The organism is Lysinibacillus sp. JK80, assembly GCF_027557635.1.
In the GTDB taxonomy this organism is placed as follows: Bacteria; Bacillota; Bacilli; order Bacillales_A; family Planococcaceae; genus Lysinibacillus; species Lysinibacillus capsici.
Map to the genome: position 1 here is coordinate 1,273,478 of NZ_CP058997.1, position 18,887 is coordinate 1,292,364.

Annotated in this window: 17 protein-coding genes and 1 pseudogene; 6 read left to right on the plus strand and 12 right to left on the minus strand. The window is 40.1% G+C overall.

The window, feature by feature from the left end; translation table 11 throughout:
* Nucleotides 1–104 precede the first annotated feature (104 nt).
* Nucleotides 105–1,709: a PucR family transcriptional regulator gene (locus HXV90_RS06915; protein WP_259948813.1), complete on the minus strand. Its 1,605-nt coding sequence runs from the start codon at nucleotides 1,707–1,709 to the stop codon at nucleotides 105–107.
* A gap of 138 nt (nucleotides 1,710–1,847) precedes the next feature.
* Here HXV90_RS06915 and HXV90_RS06920 point away from each other — a divergent pair, with 138 nt between their 5' ends.
* Nucleotides 1,848–2,693, plus strand: coding sequence for a pentapeptide repeat-containing protein (locus HXV90_RS06920; protein ID WP_269898696.1), 846 nt, complete (start codon nucleotides 1,848–1,850; stop codon nucleotides 2,691–2,693).
* Nucleotides 2,694–2,734: 41 nt separating this feature from the next.
* Here HXV90_RS06920 and HXV90_RS06925 read toward each other — a convergent pair whose 3' ends face one another.
* The 10 genes from HXV90_RS06925 to HXV90_RS06970 form a co-directional block, all read right to left on the minus strand.
* Nucleotides 2,735–4,450 (minus strand): FTR1 family iron permease, encoded by a 1,716-nt coding sequence (locus HXV90_RS06925; protein WP_269898697.1) that lies wholly within the window; start codon nucleotides 4,448–4,450, stop codon nucleotides 2,735–2,737.
* The gene (gene efeB, locus HXV90_RS06930; RefSeq protein ID WP_259419096.1) at nucleotides 4,425–5,684 is read right to left on the minus strand and encodes an iron uptake transporter deferrochelatase/peroxidase subunit; all 1,260 of its coding nucleotides are present in this window, start codon (nucleotides 5,682–5,684) and stop codon (nucleotides 4,425–4,427) included. Before efeB ends, HXV90_RS06925 begins: the two co-directional genes overlap by 26 nt.
* A 9-nt stretch (nucleotides 5,685–5,693) precedes the next feature.
* On the minus strand, nucleotides 5,694–6,563 hold the full coding sequence (gene efeO / locus HXV90_RS06935; RefSeq protein WP_048390316.1) for an iron uptake system protein EfeO: 870 nt from the start codon (nucleotides 6,561–6,563) through the stop codon (nucleotides 5,694–5,696).
* 162 nt (nucleotides 6,564–6,725) lie between these two features.
* Nucleotides 6,726–7,925 (minus strand): MFS transporter, encoded by a 1,200-nt coding sequence (locus tag HXV90_RS06940; protein WP_269898698.1) that lies wholly within the window; start codon nucleotides 7,923–7,925, stop codon nucleotides 6,726–6,728.
* 11 nt (nucleotides 7,926–7,936) lie between these two features.
* The gene (locus HXV90_RS06945) at nucleotides 7,937–8,356 is read right to left on the minus strand and encodes a MarR family winged helix-turn-helix transcriptional regulator (protein WP_054550884.1); all 420 of its coding nucleotides are present in this window, start codon (nucleotides 8,354–8,356) and stop codon (nucleotides 7,937–7,939) included.
* Between the two features lie 338 nt (nucleotides 8,357–8,694).
* Nucleotides 8,695–9,636: a nuclease-related domain-containing protein gene (locus HXV90_RS06950; RefSeq protein WP_066037431.1), complete on the minus strand. Its 942-nt coding sequence runs from the start codon at nucleotides 9,634–9,636 to the stop codon at nucleotides 8,695–8,697.
* 147 nt (nucleotides 9,637–9,783) lie between these two features.
* Nucleotides 9,784–10,791, minus strand: coding sequence for a FecCD family ABC transporter permease (locus HXV90_RS06955; RefSeq protein ID WP_048390307.1), 1,008 nt, complete (start codon nucleotides 10,789–10,791; stop codon nucleotides 9,784–9,786).
* Nucleotides 10,784–11,785 carry a FecCD family ABC transporter permease gene (locus HXV90_RS06960; protein ID WP_054550883.1) on the minus strand — a complete coding sequence of 334 codons (1,002 nt, stop codon included), beginning with the start codon at nucleotides 11,783–11,785 and terminating at the stop codon, nucleotides 10,784–10,786. The genes HXV90_RS06955 and HXV90_RS06960 overlap by 8 nt, the downstream gene beginning before the upstream one ends.
* A gap of 23 nt (nucleotides 11,786–11,808) precedes the next feature.
* Nucleotides 11,809–12,735, minus strand: a complete 927-nt coding sequence (locus tag HXV90_RS06965; RefSeq protein WP_048390303.1) for an iron-hydroxamate ABC transporter substrate-binding protein — start codon at nucleotides 12,733–12,735, stop codon at nucleotides 11,809–11,811.
* Between the two features lie 13 nt (nucleotides 12,736–12,748).
* Nucleotides 12,749–13,537 carry an ABC transporter ATP-binding protein gene (locus tag HXV90_RS06970; protein ID WP_048390300.1) on the minus strand — a complete coding sequence of 263 codons (789 nt, stop codon included), beginning with the start codon at nucleotides 13,535–13,537 and terminating at the stop codon, nucleotides 12,749–12,751.
* A gap of 147 nt (nucleotides 13,538–13,684) precedes the next feature.
* Here HXV90_RS06970 and HXV90_RS06975 point away from each other — a divergent pair, with 147 nt between their 5' ends.
* A complete protein-coding gene (locus HXV90_RS06975) occupies nucleotides 13,685–14,734 on the plus strand; it encodes an NAD(P)/FAD-dependent oxidoreductase (protein WP_269898699.1) in 1,050 nt (349 codons plus the stop codon).
* Nucleotides 14,735–14,784: 50 nt separating this feature from the next.
* Here the strand turns inward: HXV90_RS06975 and HXV90_RS06980 are convergent, their stop codons facing one another.
* Nucleotides 14,785–15,027 carry a hypothetical protein gene (locus HXV90_RS06980; protein WP_004229360.1) on the minus strand — a complete coding sequence of 81 codons (243 nt, stop codon included), beginning with the start codon at nucleotides 15,025–15,027 and terminating at the stop codon, nucleotides 14,785–14,787.
* Nucleotides 15,028–15,257: 230 nt separating this feature from the next.
* Here HXV90_RS06980 and HXV90_RS06985 point away from each other — a divergent pair, with 230 nt between their 5' ends.
* The 4 genes and pseudogenes from HXV90_RS06985 (at nucleotide 15,258) to HXV90_RS07000 (ending at nucleotide 18,876) form a co-directional block, all read left to right on the plus strand.
* Nucleotides 15,258–15,869 (plus strand): class I SAM-dependent methyltransferase, encoded by a 612-nt coding sequence (locus HXV90_RS06985; RefSeq protein ID WP_054550881.1) that lies wholly within the window; start codon nucleotides 15,258–15,260, stop codon nucleotides 15,867–15,869.
* Between the two features lie 152 nt (nucleotides 15,870–16,021).
* Nucleotides 16,022–17,148: pseudogene (locus tag HXV90_RS06990) on the plus strand (DUF418 domain-containing protein).
* A 13-nt stretch (nucleotides 17,149–17,161) separates the two neighbouring features.
* A complete protein-coding gene (locus tag HXV90_RS06995; protein ID WP_269898700.1) occupies nucleotides 17,162–18,274 on the plus strand; it encodes a sensor histidine kinase in 1,113 nt (370 codons plus the stop codon).
* Nucleotides 18,271–18,876 (plus strand): response regulator transcription factor, encoded by a 606-nt coding sequence (locus HXV90_RS07000; RefSeq protein ID WP_004229368.1) that lies wholly within the window; start codon nucleotides 18,271–18,273, stop codon nucleotides 18,874–18,876. The genes HXV90_RS06995 and HXV90_RS07000 overlap by 4 nt, the downstream gene beginning before the upstream one ends.
* Nucleotides 18,877–18,887 lie beyond the last annotated feature (11 nt).

Here is an 18,887-nt window from a genome sequence, read left to right on the forward strand (position 1 = left end):
GATTAATGTTTTTAATTATAGAAGATAGGTAAGAGTTGAGTCTTTTGCGCAAATGAAAAAAATAATCTGAAATTTTGTTCAAAATGACAAAATTTCAGATTATTCTAATCATTAATCAATCGATATAGCATGCAAGCCATGTAGGCATCATAAAATTCCGAATATACGGTAACATCTGTGCCAATCAGCTCACTAATTTTTTTGATGCGGTATTTCACCGTGTTTTTATGGATATAGAGGAGCTCTGCACAGCGCTCCACACTAGCATTTGCATCTAATAAAAAGGTTATCAATGTCTGCAAGGAATCATGGTCGCGTAAAATGGGTTCAATTACAGACAAATATTCTTCAATCATTTCCTCGCCCTGCTTACTGACATCAATTGCCCTTTTCATGGAGCGCACTTCCGCTGCAGTAAACAATTTTCGCATCGGATAAATCGTATGGGCTTTGTCCCCCACCTGATTGACCAATTGATACATTTGACGAACAGACTTTGTATTTCTCATTTTAGGTGCATAAACAATTTCTGCGATTTGGGCATCATACTGAGTAGTTTCACTATATTCAATGGCAATTTCAAACTCATGATGCTTATAAAAGCAATTGCCTACCAGTACAATCATACAATGGTCAATGCATTGGATGACTCTTGTTTGATAATATTTGGACAGTTGCTCTTCTAATTCATCGCGAATTCTTTTTTCGTCTGCTAAATCATGCATGTAGACAAGCCACATCATTTGAATGGCGGAAACATCAATATGAAGAAGATTGGCTAATCTTCTCATTTTCTCCCCTTCGTCATTGATAATAGCTTTAACTAAGGCATATTCACTAACCTCATCATGCTTGTCTCCCCATAAATTTATGGCTACTTGCACAACCTCACTTACTTTTTCAATTGTCTTAGCAGGTAATTTTGTATTTTCTTTAATCAGAAATAAAAATAGCGGCTCGCCATTTTTTTGATGTACTCTTTTATAGTCTACGACACAGGCGACATCACTTCTTAGCAGCTCGAGCTTGCCTGCTTCCCTCTGAAAATTGGATTGGGAGCATTCTTCAATGACATTCGCTACATCTAATGATGAATTTCGTGGCCACATCACTTGGTTCACAATGTCAAAATGACTATTGGTGAGTACAATATTCGCCTTTAAACGATCTGAAAGCATTTTCAGTGTAATTTCAACACTTCTTAAATGCTCAGGTAGTAACGATACCTTTTCTAATGTCTCTTTGACAAAATGATCATTAACGCCTTGATTACTAACAATCGCTTCCATAACCTCATAGATAACCTCGTTATAGCGCAGTGAATAATCATTTCGCGGCATACAAATGATAATAAAGCCTTGTGCCTCCGCTAACGCAAGCACTTCTTCTGGAATATCAGGCAATACAATGCCGACATAATATAAAATAAGCCCCAGCTCTCCTAAATCATGTAAATGCTGTATCGTTTCACATTGCTGCTCCACACTATCTCGAATGGAGTAAAAGGAGCTAATGACAAGCTCCTCTGCATACCATTCCTCCTGTACACGGTTAATAATTTTCGAATAAAAATCAACATTCGATACCTCTAATACAGATAGAGATGATACGGTACGGTGCAGATTATCTCGCCCTGTTAACACCTCTGCCCCTCGAAAAGATGGCAATTGTAATAATTCATTGACCGTTACCCCATGTTCCACCACCACGTTTCTTTACAACTCTTTTGAAGAAGAATACCATATCCCCTACTATCTTTCAAAATACAGTTTGCTCTCTATTTTAACTGGTAGCTTGTTAGTGTTAAAATAGTAACTAAATGGATAAGATCAGAGAGGAAAATGAGGATGTCTAATCAGACAAAAACCATTGGTACAAAAATCCGACACAGTCTACAGGCAGATTGTCAAAGCTGTTTTGGCTTGTGCTGTACCGCTTTAAATATTGTGGCTTCTAGTGATTTTGCAATCAATAAACCCGCAGGTACGCCATGTCCTAATTTGCAGGATAACTATAGCTGTCACATACATAGTCAGCTACGAGAAACAGGTTTTAAGGGCTGTACCGTTTTTGATTGCCTAGGCGCAGGTCAACAGGTTTCACAGGTGACATTTCATGGACAGGATTGGCGACAATCTCGTGAGCATGCTGACAAGATGTTTCGTGTTTTTCCTATTATGGAACAGCTTTACGAAATGATTGCGTATGTGGCGGAGGCTTTGTCCTATCAGGTGGATAATATGCTTTATGAACAGCTACTTGCTCAATTGAAGCACCTACAGCAGACAATAGCTCAGGATGCAGATACCTTATTAGCATTGGATATGGTAGCTATTCGTATGCCGATCAATGCACTATTGCTCCAAACTAGCGAACAAATTCGCCAGCACAGTGTGAAGGGAAAGGCTTCTAGAAACTTGAATCAGCGTGGGGCTGATTGGATGGGCAAAAATTTAAAAGGCAAGGATTTACGAGCGACTGATCTAAGGGGGAGTTATTTAATCGCAGCTAATCTTCAAGATGCAAATTTACAGGGAGTAGATTTCATCGGGGCTGATTTGCGAGATACCAATTTACGCGGTGCTGATCTTTCAACAAGTCTGTTTTTAACCCAAATGCAAATCAACGCCGCACAGGGGGATCGTTCGACTAAATTACCTTCCTATATAAAACGACCTGCTCATTGGCAATAAAAAAAGGTAGATGGCGTTTTACGCTCATCTACCCTTTTTCATTAGGCTTGTTTCTTTTTATAAAGCACAGTAGCCGCCACTAACACAAGTAAAATAGACTGTCCTATGATTGTTTCCACCGTTGGATAGAAGCCAATCAAGCTAATAACAGGTAAGCCATCAACAATCGTTGTGGACAGATTATCTGTCAGCTGCAAAGTATGCAGACTGACACCAATAATTTTAAAGGCTAGCACATAAATTAAAATAGTTGCTACTGCAAAAAATTTGTGAATTGGAATTTTGCCACTTGCTTTAAATAACACAACTGCAAGTACAGCAAGAATGAGCAGTGCCACCACAATTCCAAGAATAAACTGCGACGTTTCCATTTTAGGTGCAATCCCCGCATAAAAGACTAGTGTTTCTGCACCTTCACGGAAGACCGATAAAAAGCTAATCATAGCCATCGCAAAAATAGAGCCACTCGAAATGGCATTACCCATTTGTTTGGAAATATAGCGATTCCAACTGACCACGCTTGATTTACTATGCAGCCAAATACCCACACCGATCATCATCGCTGCAGCAATTAACCCTACATAGCCTTCCATTAACTCGCGATTCGTATCAATCGTTGCCGAATTTAAAATCGTCGACATAAGGATGGCAGCTACGGCGGATAATAGAACGCCGACAAACGCTCCGACATAAATCCATTTGCGCATCTTGTTTTGTCCTGATTTATTAAGGAATGACACTAAGGCTAAAATAATCAGTAATGCCTCTAGTCCTTCGCGTAATAAAATTAACGCAGCGTCCCAAATTGTGTAATCGGTATCCCCTTGAATTAGCTCAATTTCAGTACGGAATGTATTTAATTGTTTGGTAATAGCTTGCTGATCGACGTTGGATTTTAATAAATCACTCGCGATAATCGGCATATCACTTTCAATTTTCGTGTAAAGACTACCATTACGTGTGGAGATTTCAATTTCTACGCTTGGCCAAATGGTAATAAACTCACGTATTTTATTTGAAGCTGCCTGGTAATCACCAGCGTTGACAAAATCATTGGCCTCATCTATATAGGCAATTAATGTCGCTAATGAATACTCTCCCTTTACCACTTCGGCTGTTTCTTTACCAGCTACAAAATCCTCAATCGTTTGCTTTAAAGCAGCAAATTGAGATTGCATAAGCGCTACATCAGGCTCCTCAGCAGAAATAGAGATACGAAGAAATGCCATTTGTGTTTCGATTTGCCCGTACATTGCGATACTTTGTTCACGCACAGGTCGCTCATTTTTATTCCATTTACTATTAAAATCTTTGTAGGCTTCATCAATGGCCTGAATATCACCACTTGCTAAAGCTTTTTCAAAGTCTGCCATTATCGGCTTAAATTTTTGTCCAAACTCTGCTCGCTGTGCCGCTTCATCCACTGGATTTTCAAGCTTTTCTAATGCACGCAATGCATTGGATAGTGCGGATAGCGCCTCTAAACGCTCATCCTTAGACGTTGCCTCAGTAGCCTGTGCAAGGATTTCATCAACCTTTGCTTTTGCCTCTTTCTGCTCTGAAGATACTTTAGCCCAATCAATAGCAAATTGTTCAAGTGCCTGCTTGGCCTCCGCCTCTTTATCCTGCTTTGTATTCATCAGTGCATCACTAATCGCAATATAGAGATGACTATAGGACTGCGCAGCTTGCACAGGTAAAGCTAAAGTCAGCATAAGGGCAAACACGATACTACAGCGCGTTAAAAAGTGCTTCACCTAAATAACTCCCCTTTTGTACACCAGGGAAGCAAGCAAACACGGCACTGCCTCGATGGGTAATGTACTCATTCATTTTATCCATACGCCCTAAGCTATTTTGGATGGTTGTAAATTGGGCTGGGTCTTTTTGAAAAGAGATAAAGATTAGCCCCGCATCATGGGTCCCTGTATTCGACATCACGCCTGACGCATAAGAATAAGAGCGTCGCAAAATACGCGCACCTGATTTCCGCGCCAAATGGACATGTGATGTATCAGGCATAATATAATTGCCCTTATCATCCTTTGCCTCTACATCAAAATCATCGAATTCCTTTGTTTTGCCAAAAGGTGCCCCACTGTCGCGGTAACGGCCAAATGTTGCCTCTTGATCTTTCAATGATGTACGATCCCAAGTTTCAAGATGCATTTGAACTTTACGCGCAATTAAATAAGAGCCACCCTTTAACCAGCCTTTATCCACCCACACGACCTCATTTAAGTCTTTTTCATCCGTAATGGCTGGATTTACAGTACCGTCCTTAAAGGCGAAGAGGTTTCGTGGTGTCCCTCCACTAGCTGGAAACGAGTTAAAGCCCGCCTGTGACCATTTTATTTCTACTTTACCTGAAGCAGCTCGTACTAGATTACGAACAGCATGGAAGGCTACCTGCGGATCATCTGCACAAGCCTGAATACACAAATCACCACCTGTGTATTCTCTCTGTAGCTGATCTTTAGGGAAATGTGGTAAATCCTTTAGCTCCGCTGGTTTTAAATGCTGGATGCCCAGTTTATCGAATAATGAAGGCCCGACACCAATGGTAATGGATAGATTAGATGCATCTAAGCCCTCTGCCTCTCCAGTATCGCCAGTTGGCACTCTTGTATTTGTCGATACATCGACCATGACTTCACCATTCATTAAACGCACAACAAGGGGTGTCCATTGCTGGAACAACGCTTGTAGTTCCTTCTTTGATGTCACTAATACATCTAAAGAAGCAAAATAAATATTCGTCTGTACAGGTGTCACAATACCTGACTGATGCTTGCCATAGAAATTGACCTTATTGCTAGCCGTCGTGCTATCTGCTACTGGCTCAAAGACATCATAGCCCATTGCTTTCATGACACCACCCAAGCCAGAGGCACCGATGGCAACACCTGCCACACCGATACCTGTTAGCTTTAACATATCACGTCTAGAAATTTTTTTATTTATAAATTTTTCCTCGTTTGACGTTGTCATTGTTTATGTTCACTCCAAAATGATACCCATTTGACTTAATGGTTCTCCAAGCTGATTCACCGCTGCTGCCAGTGCTTTTGTGTTTTCCTCCGTTAATTCTTCGTAAGATATATAGCCACCATCAGCCGTTGTATGCTGTGCTAATAAATCGTCTACTGCTTTGAATTTTTCATCAAGTGTTGCCACTAATGTAGAATCTTTTGCTTCTAATTTTGAGCGTAAAATCTCAAAGATTTTTTCTGCGCCTTCAATATTTGCTTTAAAATCATAAAGGTCTGTATGAGAGTAAATTTCTTCCTCACCTGTAATTTTAGATGTTGATACTTCATTTAATAAATCTACTGCACCTGTAATCATTAAGTCAGGTGTCACTTCCACTGTTTGCACAAGCGCATGCAATTCCTTCGCATCTGCAAGAAGCTGATCTGCTACAGCCTCATAACCTTTTGTTGTATTTTCTTCCCAAAGCGCATACTCAAGCTTATGGTAGCCTGACCATTCTTCCTCACCCTTACCTTCTTCTTGAATATCTGCTAAACGTCCATCGATCCGAGGGTCAAGATCACCGAAGCTTTCCGCAATTGGCTCAGAGCGTTCAAAATACATACGTGCTGGAGCATACGCTGCCTTTGCTCCTTCAATATCGCCTGCTTTGAATAGGTTCACAAATTTCTCTGTATCTAGTAAAAATTGATCCATTTGCTCTAACGCAAATTGTTGATAGGCTGATAATTCAGAAGATAAATCCACCTCTTTTGTAGCTTGCTCTGCCTGTTCTGTTGCTGGCTTATCTTCTTTTTTTACTTCTTCTGTATTGCCACAGCCAGCCATTAAAATGCCTCCTGCTACTAATACCGACAAAAATGATTTGTTTTTCATACTTCGTACCTACTTCCGAATTTGTTTTATATTGTGATGATAATGATTATCATCATCTATTGCAACAACTATTTTTGTAAATAGAAAAAAACGTCATTTTTCAGTTATTCTTTACGAACAACTAGAAAAAAGACGTTTTTTCTACAATATAATGATTCTAATCTATGAAATTTTTGCTTGTTTCAAATTTTCATGTTTTCCATGTAAAAGGTAATAAAGCACAATCGACACTAAAATAACAAAGACCATCGAGAAGAAAATCGAGCTGTAGCCCATAGATGGTACAAATAAGCCTAAGAAATAAGGCCCGACACCTAAGCCTAAATCATAAAAAATAAAATACGTAGATGTCGCAAGTCCTAAACGCTCATTTGGTGTTACTTTGATGGCAATTGCCTGTGCCACCGAGTTGAAGTTTCCATAGCCAATCCCGATACAAGCGGCAGCGATTAAAAAGGCAATCGTAGTTGTTGCTGAGCTAAAGGCATACATGCCTATTGCAAACAACACTAAGCATGGATAGATAATGATATTCGCCCCTCTTGTATCAAGCAATTTCCCTGTAAATGGACGTGTAGCCAAAATGACAATAGCATAGATAATAAAGAAGTAGCTACCTGCTGATACTAAATCTAGCTCCTTTGCATAAAACGTCATAAACGACATCACACCTGAATAAGCAAAGCCAATCACAAGTGCCACAAAGGCAATCGGTACTGCACGCATTTCAATAAAGTTCGTCACTTTAAACCCAGCCTTTACAGCTGTATCCTTTGCTTTTTTCGGTGCATCTGGCACGGTCACAATGTAATACATAAAGAAACAAATAATCGCTAACACAGAATCTACTGCAAAAATCATACGATAATCTGCAAATAGCTGTGTTAATAATATTCCAATAAATGGGCCAATGGCTGTGGCTAGAATAGCGCTTAAGCTATAATAACCAATCCCTTCTCCACGACGCTCAGCTGGTAAAATTTGTGCAATAATGGTACCTGTTGCTGTACTGGCAATCCCTAGTGCAATCCCCTGTACTAAACGATTGATCATCAGCAGCGCTAAATTGCCTGCTATAAAATAAGACATTGTTGATAACATAAATAATAATAGTCCACAAAATAATGTTTTTTTGCTACCCCAGTCTCCAATAATACGCCCTGTCCCAAGACGACCTAATAGTGTCCCGATAATAAAAATACTCGATACAAGCCCCGCTGTACTTGTAGAGGCATTAAAATGCTCCACCGCATATGCTGCTATCGTAACCATTAATAAATAAAAGATTAACGTAATGGTAAAATTAATAAGTGAGACAATTAAAAAATCTTTTGTCCATAGTTTCTTTCTGGCTGCTTCCACGTTGCTCTCCCCTATTGATTAATATTCATACAAATTCTTGCTAAAACCTGTGTCGCAATGTCAATATCTTGTTTTGGCACGCCTGCCAAAGCCTGCTCAAAAAATGGATTTAGATGCGACTTTATTTCCAGCACAAGCTCTTCCCCATGCTTTGATAGGTGTACCAGCTTTTCACGCTTATCCTTGCCCGTCATCGTTTCCACATAGCCTAGCTCCACAAGTTTATGTACAAGCTTCGTGACACTTGGCTTCTCTATAGACATGAAATTCGCGATATCTACAAATGAATGTGGACCCTTATCATTCAAGAAACGAAGCACTGCCCACTGTGAGCTATATAACTGATAAGGTTCAAGCTGCACATTCAGCTGATTAATAAACGGCCGATACATTAAGCGGTACTGATTAAAAAATTCCTGTTCAATTGTCACACTATCACTTCCTTTTATATTAGTTAGCCTAGCTAACTATATACCTAAAAACTCTATTTGTCTAGTAGGAAATACGCGAAACATCGCTCTTGGGAGTGAGTGGTATCCTGCTCTATCCACTTAAACGAGGCGTATCCTCCACTTTCTCTGCTCTATCCATCACTTTGCGCGTTCTATCCGCTACTTTCCTTGTTTTATCCGTCACTTTCAGCACTCTATCCACTTACACGAGGCGTATCCTCCACTTTCTCTGTTCTATCCACCTACTTCAAGCGCCCTTTCTCTCTACAACACTAAAAGCTACAATTCAGACCGCTTGAATTGTAACGCTTAGTTCGCTATTCCTTAATCCAATATTTTCGATGCTTTTTGACACCCTCCGCTTTCAAAGGGAGTTGTTGCATCAACTTGTACGCTAAATCGGGAGAGTCAATGCCAAAGAATTCGCGGAAGCTTCGATTGGTTACCTGCTGCCCGACTAGTAACCTGTAGTCCTCTAATGTTCGAACCAATGCATCATCGTCCACCAATCCACAGCGTGGGCACGTCCATTTTTTATAGTGATACGATAATCGCTGCCCATTAACACATTGTGGACATAGCACACCCTTCACCATCTCCTTAAGAGGCACCTCTACCTCTTTTTTCAACTTTGTGTGCAGGGATAATAGAAGGTTGGCTACTTGTAAAAGATCAACTCTTTCTCTAGGTTGATAATGCTCTATCCACTTTTGTAGATGAAATCGTAACCCTTTCACATGAAATATCGGTTGCCCCTCAAAACCCTTTGTTAAAATTCCATTTTTCGTTGCCAGCACTACCGCATGGACAACAGGTAATTCGATACGTTCTCGCAGTAGAAGCTTTTTCATCCATATGACATGCCGATCCAGCTGAACAAATGGATCAGTCATTCCTTCCACCGTGCCATCCAATGTCGTCCGTGTAAACTGCGCAAAAGGGACATCATATGAGAGATTTCCTGTTATATTTTTGATTTCAAGAATAAGTAAAAAATGAGGGCAGAGAAAGATGGTATCCATTTGATGGGTAGATCCGTAGCTATTTGTGGTTTGAAAATCATGTAGAAAATAATGTGGGGTTGGTAAATCGATTTCGAGCCATTCTGCATCAACACGCTGTTCCCCCGCAAGACCTGCTTGGACACGGCTCAAACGTTCACCATAATAGGCGTAGTTATTATGCGTCTGTGGCAATCTACGGAGCACCACCTCTAGTATTTTTTGCGAACCCGATGGTTGTCGTGCTAATAGAATCATGTATTCACCTCCTGTTCTGATTATACAAAAAAAGAACCTCAATAAATGAGGTTCTCAAAAACTTGAAAGGCAGATGATGTAAACTCTTTTTTTCACTATTTTTATTAAATCGAAAGACTGTTTTTGTGAGCAATAACTAATACATTTCTACACATTTTTGCGCAATAAATATAGAAAATAAGGTGCGCCAATAAATGCAACAACAATCCCAGCAGGAACCGTTGCACTTGCAATAGCAACACGTCCAATGGTATCAGCAAGCATTAGCAAGCTTGCGCCAATGAATAGCGTCAATGGTAAAAAGAATTGGTAGCGTGGACCAACGAGCTGTTTTGCAATATGGGGAGCCATCAAACCGATGAAGGCTACTCCCCCTGTTACGGATACCGCGGCAGCCGCTAGTGCAACCGCAACAATTAATAATCGGAAACGTTCTCGCCCAATGTTCATACCAAGTCCGACTGCTGTTTGCTCCGTCATGGCCAAGACATTTAAAACGTTGGCTTTATAGAAAATGTAAGGGATGCCCAGTACAAGCCAAGGCATTAGCGCCCAGAAAAATGGCCAATCTGTGCCCCATACATTTCCGGCTAGCCATTGTGCAATAAATTGTACATCGCTCCGCTCAGCAGAGGATATTAATACCATCATGACCCCTGATAAGGCTGATGCTACGCCTACCCCTACTAAAATAAACTGTACGGGATGGACACCCTTATTACGCTGATAAGAGAAAAAGTAAATACCCAGTGCTGTCACTAAGGCACTACAAAAGCCGACAATCGGTAAAATATAGGCAAAGTGAGGAAGGTCGCCATCTACTAGCAAATAAAAGACAGTAATCCCAACACCTGCGCCAGCACTGATACCTATAATTCCTGGGTCTGCTAAATCATTGCGGGTTACGCCCTGTAATACGGCCCCTGCCAGTGCTAATGCCATACCCGCAGCCGCTAGCACAAACATTCTAGGTAAACGGACTGAAAAGAGTACAAAGGACTCTTTAAAACTACCATCGCCCAGTAAGGTTGGAAGAATTCGGTCAATAGAAACCGAAGCAGCACCTAATGAAATCCCTAAAATAAAAATGAACAAGGTTACCACAAGCCATATGAGTAACCATTTACGCTGTTTTTTGCGACCTTCTTTAAACAAATTGACGTCCTCCCTTCCGCACTAATAATAGGAAGAATGGAAGACCTAAAATCGAAATAATAGCGACAACTGGCGTTTCATAAGGTGCGTTAATCATGCGCCCTGCGAAATCAGCCAACACCATAAACCAGCCACCAACAATGGCGCTCATTGGTAAGACAAAACGATAGTCTGTCCCAACAAACGCGCGGACAATATGCGGTACCATTAAGCCAACGAAAGCTAGATTTCCGACTAGGGCCACAGCAGAGCCAGCCAGAATAACCACAACGAACATCATTACACCCTTTACGAGCGTAGTATTTTGTCCGACACCCACTGCTACTTCTTCATTTAAGCTTAAAATCGTTAATTGACGACTAAAAGCAAATGAAAGCAGTAAGCCAATAATAATAACGGGTACGATCAATAATGCCTGCCATGTTGTGCCAATGAAACCGCCACTTGTCCACATCGAAACATCTTTGGAAATTTGAAATAAAATGCCCGTCCCTTCAGCGATTGCCTGTAATAAGGCTGTGACAGCCGCACCAGCTAAAACAAGCTTTAAAGGGGAAAAGCCTTTTTTAGTAGAAGCACCAATCCCATAAACTAACATCATACCGATTCCCGCCCCAACAAAGCAGGCTAAAATTAACGTATAATACGAGAATTTAGGGATAAATGCCATTGTTAAAGCAAGGGCAGCATTTGCCCCTGCCGTTAAACCAAGCAGCCCTGGATCAGCTAATGGGTTCCGTGTAACCCCTTGCATAATCGCCCCAGCGACTGCGAGGGCACTCCCAACAAAAATAGCTGCAATGATACGAGGAAATCGAATTTCACGTAAAATCGTGTAATGTTTACCTCCACTATGTCCGACAATTGCTTGAAAGACATCTTGAATGCTTGTATTCGCTGCCCCTAAGCACAGCGAGATACTGGCAGTACCAATTAATACAAGCAATGCAAGCAATACTTGAAGCCAAAATGGAAGCTTTCGAAACTTTGTCATTCGCCTTCGCTACTCTCTACTAATTATTGTAAAAATTTCTCTTCAAAGAACTTCAGTTGATGTTCTAATGTGATAGGGTCATTGAAATAAAAGGCATTTGCATTCACTTCAAATAAATGACCATTTTTCACTGCTTCTAAATCTTTAAACCATGCTGCATCTGTAAAGGAATTATCTTGATCTTGGAACATACTGAAGATCACATAGTCACCTGCATATTCCCCTAAAACTTCTTGAGAAATAGCATAGTAGCCAGGCTCTAACGCTGTTTCTTTTACTTTCTCAGGCATTTTCAAGCCCATTTCTTGATATAAAATCTCTGTTCCACGACCCCAGTTATCGCCATAAATATAGAACTGTTTATTAAAGTTCTCTGCTACTGTTACAGTCGCATCTTCACCGATTTTTTCTTTAATCTTTTTACCAGCTTCTGCTGCACGTGTTTTAAAATCTTCTACCCAAGCAGTTGCTTCTTTTTCTTTATTTACCACTTTACCGATTTCGATGAACTGCTGTAAATAGTCTACTTTACCATACGTAAATAATACAGTTGGCGCGATTTCTGCTAATTTATCAGCATTTTCAATACCATTTAAGCCAATAATTAAATCTGGTTCTAGCTCAAGAATTTTTTCAATATCTGTATTTTCAACTACAACAGCATCTTTAATCGCATCTTCGAAGTTGGGATTTTTTGCTGCCCATGCATCCACACCAACAACATTTACATCAAGCTGTAATAAGCTTCCTACAAAAGAAGATAGTACAACAACACGTTTCGGATTTGCTGGTACTTCTACAGGACCTGACTCTGATTGATATGTGATTGTTTCTGTTGAAGCTTCCTCTTTTGAGCCTTCATCAGCCTTCTCTGTTTTTTCTTCCTTACTGCCACATGCTGCAAGTACTAGCACAAGCATCATAAACATTGGTAATAGCCACTTTTTCATTGTTATTCTCCTTTTAAATGGTTTGTAATAAGTCATATGTAATGCACATTGGTTTGTTCGTTCGTGGATCTTTGCCAATAACTGCATCTATATTAAATACTTTTTTCAATACTTCTGGAACCATCACTTCTTCAGCCGTTCCGAATTTTACAAGCTCACCTTGTGAAAGCGCTACAATATAATCTGAAAAACGTGCCGCTTGATTTAAATCATGGAGGACCATGACAATCGTGCGCCCCTGTTCTTCATTCAGCCTGTAAAGTAGCTCTAAAACTTCTAGCTGATGAGCCATATCTAAATAAGTTGTCGGTTCATCTAAAAAGATAATGTCGGTTTCTTGGGCCAAGGCCATCGCAATCCATACGCGCTGACGTTGTCCACCAGATAAAGCATCTACAGATTGTAAACGGAATTCTTCTGTTTTGGTTACCTGTAAAGCCCAGCCAATAACATCTTTATCTTTTTGTGATAAATTCCCGAAGCCCTTTTGATAAGGAAATCGACCGTAGGATACAAGCTCTTCCACTGTTAAACCATGTGCACTTTCTGGACTCTGTGGTAAGATTGCCAGCTCTTTTGCTAATTCTTTTGTTTTCATCTTGGAAATATTTTGACCATCTAATATGACCTGTCCACTCTCATGCTTTAAAATCCGTGTGATAGCTTTTAACAAGGTTGATTTTCCACAACCATTTGAACCAATGATTGTCGTGATTTTGCCATCAGGAATTTGCAGCGATAAGTCATGCACAATCGTTTTATTCTCATAACCAACACGAATCGATTCAACTTCTAAACGCAAATCGGACCCTCACTTTCTTTTTACTTCTTTCCATGCTATGATATTCAAAGCTAAAAATGATAATCATTATCACTAGAATTAGTCTAGTTACCTGATAAGATTTTGTCAATTACTTTTTTACTATTTGTTAAGGATGTGGCAATAAAAATGCAGCATGTGTATGATGTGACAATTATTGGCGGTGGCCCAGCTGGCTTATATAGTGCCTTTTATAGTGGTTTACGGGGTTTAAAAACAAAATTATTAGAAAGTCAACCACAGCTTGGCGGTAAAGTATTACTTTATCCTGAAAAGCTGATATGGGATATTGGGGGACATCCTCCCGTTTTGGGTGAACAATTTGTTAAACAATTAATCGAGCAAGCCAAAACATTTGATCCTACAATTTTGACAGGTACAAAAGTAGATTTAATTGAACGTCACAATGATATTTTTGTCATTCATACAGCAGCTGGTGAAAAGCATTATTCTAAAACGGTACTGTTAGCTGTAGGTGGCGGCATTATTAGCCCTCAAAAGCTAACACTTGAGGGCGCTGAAAAATATGAAATGTCCAATCTACATTACACTGTGCAATCGTATAAACGTTTTGTCGATAAGGATATCATTATCTCAGGCGGTGGTAATGCAGCCATCGATTGGGCTGTTGAATTAAGTCCGATTGCCAAAAGCGTAACGATTGTTTACCGCAAAGAGAATCTATCAGCACACGAAGCCACTGTACAGGAAGCACTGGATGCAGGTGTGCGCATTGAGTGTAATACAACGATTACAAAGCTTTCCGCAAATATTGATAAAACGGCTATTCAATTAGTCACATGTGAGAATACGATAACGAAGCAAAGTTATACGCGTCAAATCGATGAGGTAATCGTCAGTCATGGCTATAATCGTGAGGCGTCTCTTGCATTTGATGAGGCCATTGCCATTCCGAAAAAGGATGATTATTATGTTGAAGGAAAGGCAACAGGTGAAACAGCACAGCCAGGTATTTTTGCAGCAGGTGATATTTTATCATTTGATGGAAAAATTAATTTGCTACTTGGCACATTCCAAGATGCCGCCAATGCAGTCAATTCTATTAAAACGTATTTAGAACCAACTGCCTATCGTCATGGCATGGTGTCCTCACATAATGAGCTATTTAAAGAGAAAAATCGCTCTATTATCGAAAAGCAATTTGCACCAGCCCATTAAACCTAAATATAACCCTCTTAAGAGTCTGATCTTAAGAGGGTTTCTAGTTTTTATCTAAATAAACTTAATAACGCTCCCATCTGTCTCAACATATTTACTCCATTTGTAATCGTCCCAGCATGCCCCATAATTGTATTTAAATGATCTGGTAAATTTCCTAATCTAGGACCTTGCTGTTGTTGATTGGGAGAATAGTATGGTTGCACCATCCTACCTCGAAAAGGTGGGCCAAAATATTGCCTATTGTTTGGCGGATATGGACCTCTTCTAGCATTCGGCTGAAAATATGGCATTTATACACCCCCTATCTGAAAGCTTCTAACTAGTATATGTAAAAATTTTTATAGCGAATTAGACTTTTGAAGAAGAGGTTAAAAATAATAAGGGAACCATACTAGTTTCCCTGTCATACTATAAGAAAAAAGAAGGTGGTACTATACAAGACTCTCATTATCTTACCTTTTTAGCTAAGTTCGGGGTCGGAGGCGCACATCCTGGGGGCATTAATCTATCAAAGGCTGTTTTGCAAGCGGAGAATATCGAGCAAAACACACATATTTTAGATGTGGGATGTGGTACAGGGCAAACGGCTGCTTATTTAGCATCTTCCTATCAAGCAAACGTCACAGGTCTCGATATTCAGCCCATCATGATAGAAAAGGCTCGTCAGCGAATGCATAAAGCGCGTCTACCTGTTAAACTTCTGCAAGGCTCTATTGAACAAACCTCGTTAGCGAACGAGACATTTGACTTGATTCTAGCTGAGTCGGTTCTGGCCTTTGTAAATTTGCAGCAGGCTTTGCAGGAAATTTATCGTTTATTGAAAAAAGGTGGCCGCTTCATTGCTATCGAATTTACCATTCCTCAAACACTTCGTACCGAACTTGCAGACGACCTTCAACAATTTTACGGCTTTCAGTCTCTCCTCAGGAAAAAGGATTGGGTAAGACTACTGCAACAGGCTGGTTTTTATGATATCCATATACAAAAAAACAAATCCATCTCATCCAAGCCTGAATTTCAAGTTTCCAAAGATATAGAATCCGAATTCTATAAAATCATGGATCAGCATATTGCCATGAATGAAAAATACGAAGACATTTTAGACTATCGCATCTATACCTGTACAAAATAATGAGCCGGCAGCAAAAGCGTTGCTGGTTTTTGTGCTGGCACAGCATACTTTATGACACCTGTCATCAAGATTCTTTGACTGGTGTGAATAGGTTTTCTCTTGAAATTTTCTTATCCTTAAGGTAAGAAAACAAAGAAAGAGTGATCGAACTTATGCAAACACAACAAAGACTTCCCTTTATCGATATGTTAAGAGGCTTTGCCGTCTTAGGAACGCTTGGCACAAATATTTGGATTTTTGCTTATCTTGGTGATTTATCGTATATAACAACAAGTGATTATTCTGGTTGGTGGTCCTTCAATGATTTTTTACGTATGGTCGTATTATTTTTCGTTAATGGCAAGCTGCTTGGATTGTTAACAATTATGTTTGGAGTAGGCCTGCAATTAAAATATCAGCAAGCCTTACGGAGAGGTACAGCCTGGCCAGGAGTGTACCTGTGGACTATCGTCTTCTTAGGGTTAGAAGGGCTACTGCACTACACGCTTGTGATGGAGTATGATATTTTAATGAGCTATGCTGTCACAGCATTCATCGTCGCTTTTATTGTACGTTTGGGTGATAAGGTCATGACAGGAGCCTTTTATTTTTTTGGTGGCTTTCACATTCTAATGATTCTACTTATTTTTATCAGTACCTTACAAGGAGCTGGTGTTTCATTAAATGGTATGGCATCCGTTTCTGAGCTCTATGAACATGGCACATGGTTTGCGCAGGTGCAGCATCGTCTCACAAACTTTTATTTTATCGCTCAGAAGCTATATTTATTATCCCGATGAATGTCTTTTTATTTTTACTTGGCGTGAAGTTCATGCGTAATGAGGTATTTTCACCAACAGACAAAGGACGTCAAACTCGACAAAAGCTCTTTAATATCGGTGTATTCGTTGGCTTTCCTATCAATCTGCTTATTTTTATTCCTGGTGGGCTTTTTGATTTACCTGTTCGCTATCTTTGTGCCCCTCTTCTATCCATTGGCTATATTGGAATTTTAGGTAAACTGGTAGAATATAAGAGGCTAGACTGGCTTTGGCAGCGCTTTGCTCATGTTGGTAAAATGTCTTTAAGCTGCTATGTCCTCCAAAATGTGCTTGCGTCGATTATTTTTTATGGCTGGGGGCTTGGCTTAGGTGGGCAAGTCAATAGCTTCACTGTCATTGGTATTTGGCTATCTCTATCAATCTTACAACTTGTTATAGCATTCGCTTGGTTACAGAAATTTCAAATGGGCCCTATGGAATGGATTCGTAAAAAAGCCCTTCAAGCGATGATACAGTAATCAGCAACAAAGGATGGTGCTAGTAATAAAAATATATCCTAGAGAACAAATTAAGCATTATTTAATCATTGATGCAGCTTCTGTCATTTTCCTATTCGCATTAGTATTAGGGTCTCATTCCCTTCCCTTAGCTATGAAAATAACAGTGCTCCTTTTATACCTAATAGCCTTCTACATTGCTTTATGGCATCGAGATTGGACGCTACTTACTGCATCTCTAGTAGCCTTTGTCCTTATCACCTTACTTAGCATAATTGTCGATCCTTTTATGCTTATTTTTGGCTTTACCTTTGCCGACTTACTAGGACGTGCAAAATCAAAATGGCATATTGCCTGTGGGATTGTAGCCATCGCTGTCATGTTTTTGACGGTTTTGTACATGACAACAGATTCCCTTTTACCAAAGGAATCACAGGTACTAGTACCAATTATGATGTTTCAACTGGTGCTCCCGATTCTCATTTATTTTGTGGAAAAGTCGAAAAATCTGCAGGCTGAGCTGGCAGACGTAAATACACAGCTTGTTCAGCAAGATGAACGACAACGGATCGCTAGAGACCTTCATGATACAATTGGCCATACGCTCACAATGATTAAAGTAAAAACCGAACTAACGACCAAACTGATTGACCGAGATCCTTCAAGCGTGAAGCCTGAGCTACATGACATATTAGCCACTACCCGTACCGCCTTAAAACAAGTACGTGAGCTTGTGTCTGATATGAATTTTATTTCTTTGCAAACGGAGCTTATCCATTGCCAACAGCTTTTACAAAGCGCGAATATTACGACAACCCTTGACAATCAATGTCCTCAAATTGTACTTTCTAGTGTGGAGGAAACGATGCTTGCTCTATGTGTACGAGAGACGACTACGAATATTCTCAAGCATAGTCAGGCAAAAAAATGTCATTTCACCATTCAATGTTGTGCTGGACACTATACACTTGTGATGAAAGACGATGGCATCGGTTTACAGTCACAAGGACGTGGGAATGGCATCCACTCCATAAAAGAAAGAATGCATATGCTGCAAGGCTATGCCCTGATTGAAAGTGACACACCAGTAGGCACCAGCGTTACCCTCACTCTACCAATTCAAGATGGAAAGGAGCCTCTAACATGATACGTGTATTACTAGCAGAAGACCAACAAATGTTACGTGGTGCCCTAACTTCGCTACTAGCGTTTGAGCCTGATATTGAGGTCATAGCTGAGGTGGCAGATGGACAACAAGCATGGGAATTGATCCAGCAGGAGCCACCAGATATTTGCCTAGTCGATATTGAAATGCCCCATCTATCAGGGCTTGAGCTTGCTGAAAAAATTAAACAGGCCAACCTCCCTTGCAAAGTAATGATTGTAACAACCTTTGCACGCCCTGGTTATTTGCAGAAGGCAATGGATTGCGAGGTACACGGCTATCTATTAAAAGATGAACCCATCGATTATTTAATTGCTACTATTCGAAAAATCATGCAAGGAGAAAAGGTGGTCAGCAAGGATTTAGCCGCCTCCTTATTTATGAAGGAGCAAAACCCTTTAAATGAACGAGAAATTGCGGTGCTTCAGCTAGTCAAAAAAGGCTTGACCACAAACGAAATCAGTAAGCAATTATTTTTAACGAAGGGCACGATTCGCAATTATTTATCTACCTCTATTCAAAAGCTACAAGTTGAATCTAGACAGCAAGCCGCTCAGGTAGCAGGTGAAAAAGGCTGGCTATAAAAAAAATCTCG

Excerpts from the sequence above, each read along its gene's own strand:
- HXV90_RS06920 (WP_269898696.1), top strand. The coding sequence starts at position 1,848 with ATGTCTAATCAGACAAAAACCATTGGTACAAAAATCCGACACAGTCTA.
- efeB (WP_259419096.1), bottom strand. The coding sequence starts at position 5,684 with ATGACAACGTCAAACGAGGAAAAATTTATAAATAAAAAAATTTCTAGA.
- efeO (WP_048390316.1), bottom strand. The coding sequence starts at position 6,563 with ATGAAAAACAAATCATTTTTGTCGGTATTAGTAGCAGGAGGCATTTTA.
- HXV90_RS06950 (WP_066037431.1), bottom strand. The coding sequence starts at position 9,636 with ATGATTCTATTAGCACGACAACCATCGGGTTCGCAAAAAATACTAGAG.
- HXV90_RS06960 (WP_054550883.1), bottom strand. The coding sequence starts at position 11,785 with ATGACAAAGTTTCGAAAGCTTCCATTTTGGCTTCAAGTATTGCTTGCA.
- HXV90_RS06965 (WP_048390303.1), bottom strand. The coding sequence starts at position 12,735 with ATGAAAAAGTGGCTATTACCAATGTTTATGATGCTTGTGCTAGTACTT.
- HXV90_RS06975 (WP_269898699.1), top strand. The coding sequence starts at position 13,685 with ATGCAGCATGTGTATGATGTGACAATTATTGGCGGTGGCCCAGCTGGC.
- HXV90_RS06980 (WP_004229360.1), bottom strand. The coding sequence starts at position 15,027 with ATGCCATATTTTCAGCCGAATGCTAGAAGAGGTCCATATCCGCCAAAC.
- HXV90_RS06995 (WP_269898700.1), top strand. The coding sequence starts at position 17,162 with ATGGTGCTAGTAATAAAAATATATCCTAGAGAACAAATTAAGCATTAT.
- HXV90_RS07000 (WP_004229368.1), top strand. The coding sequence starts at position 18,271 with ATGATACGTGTATTACTAGCAGAAGACCAACAAATGTTACGTGGTGCC.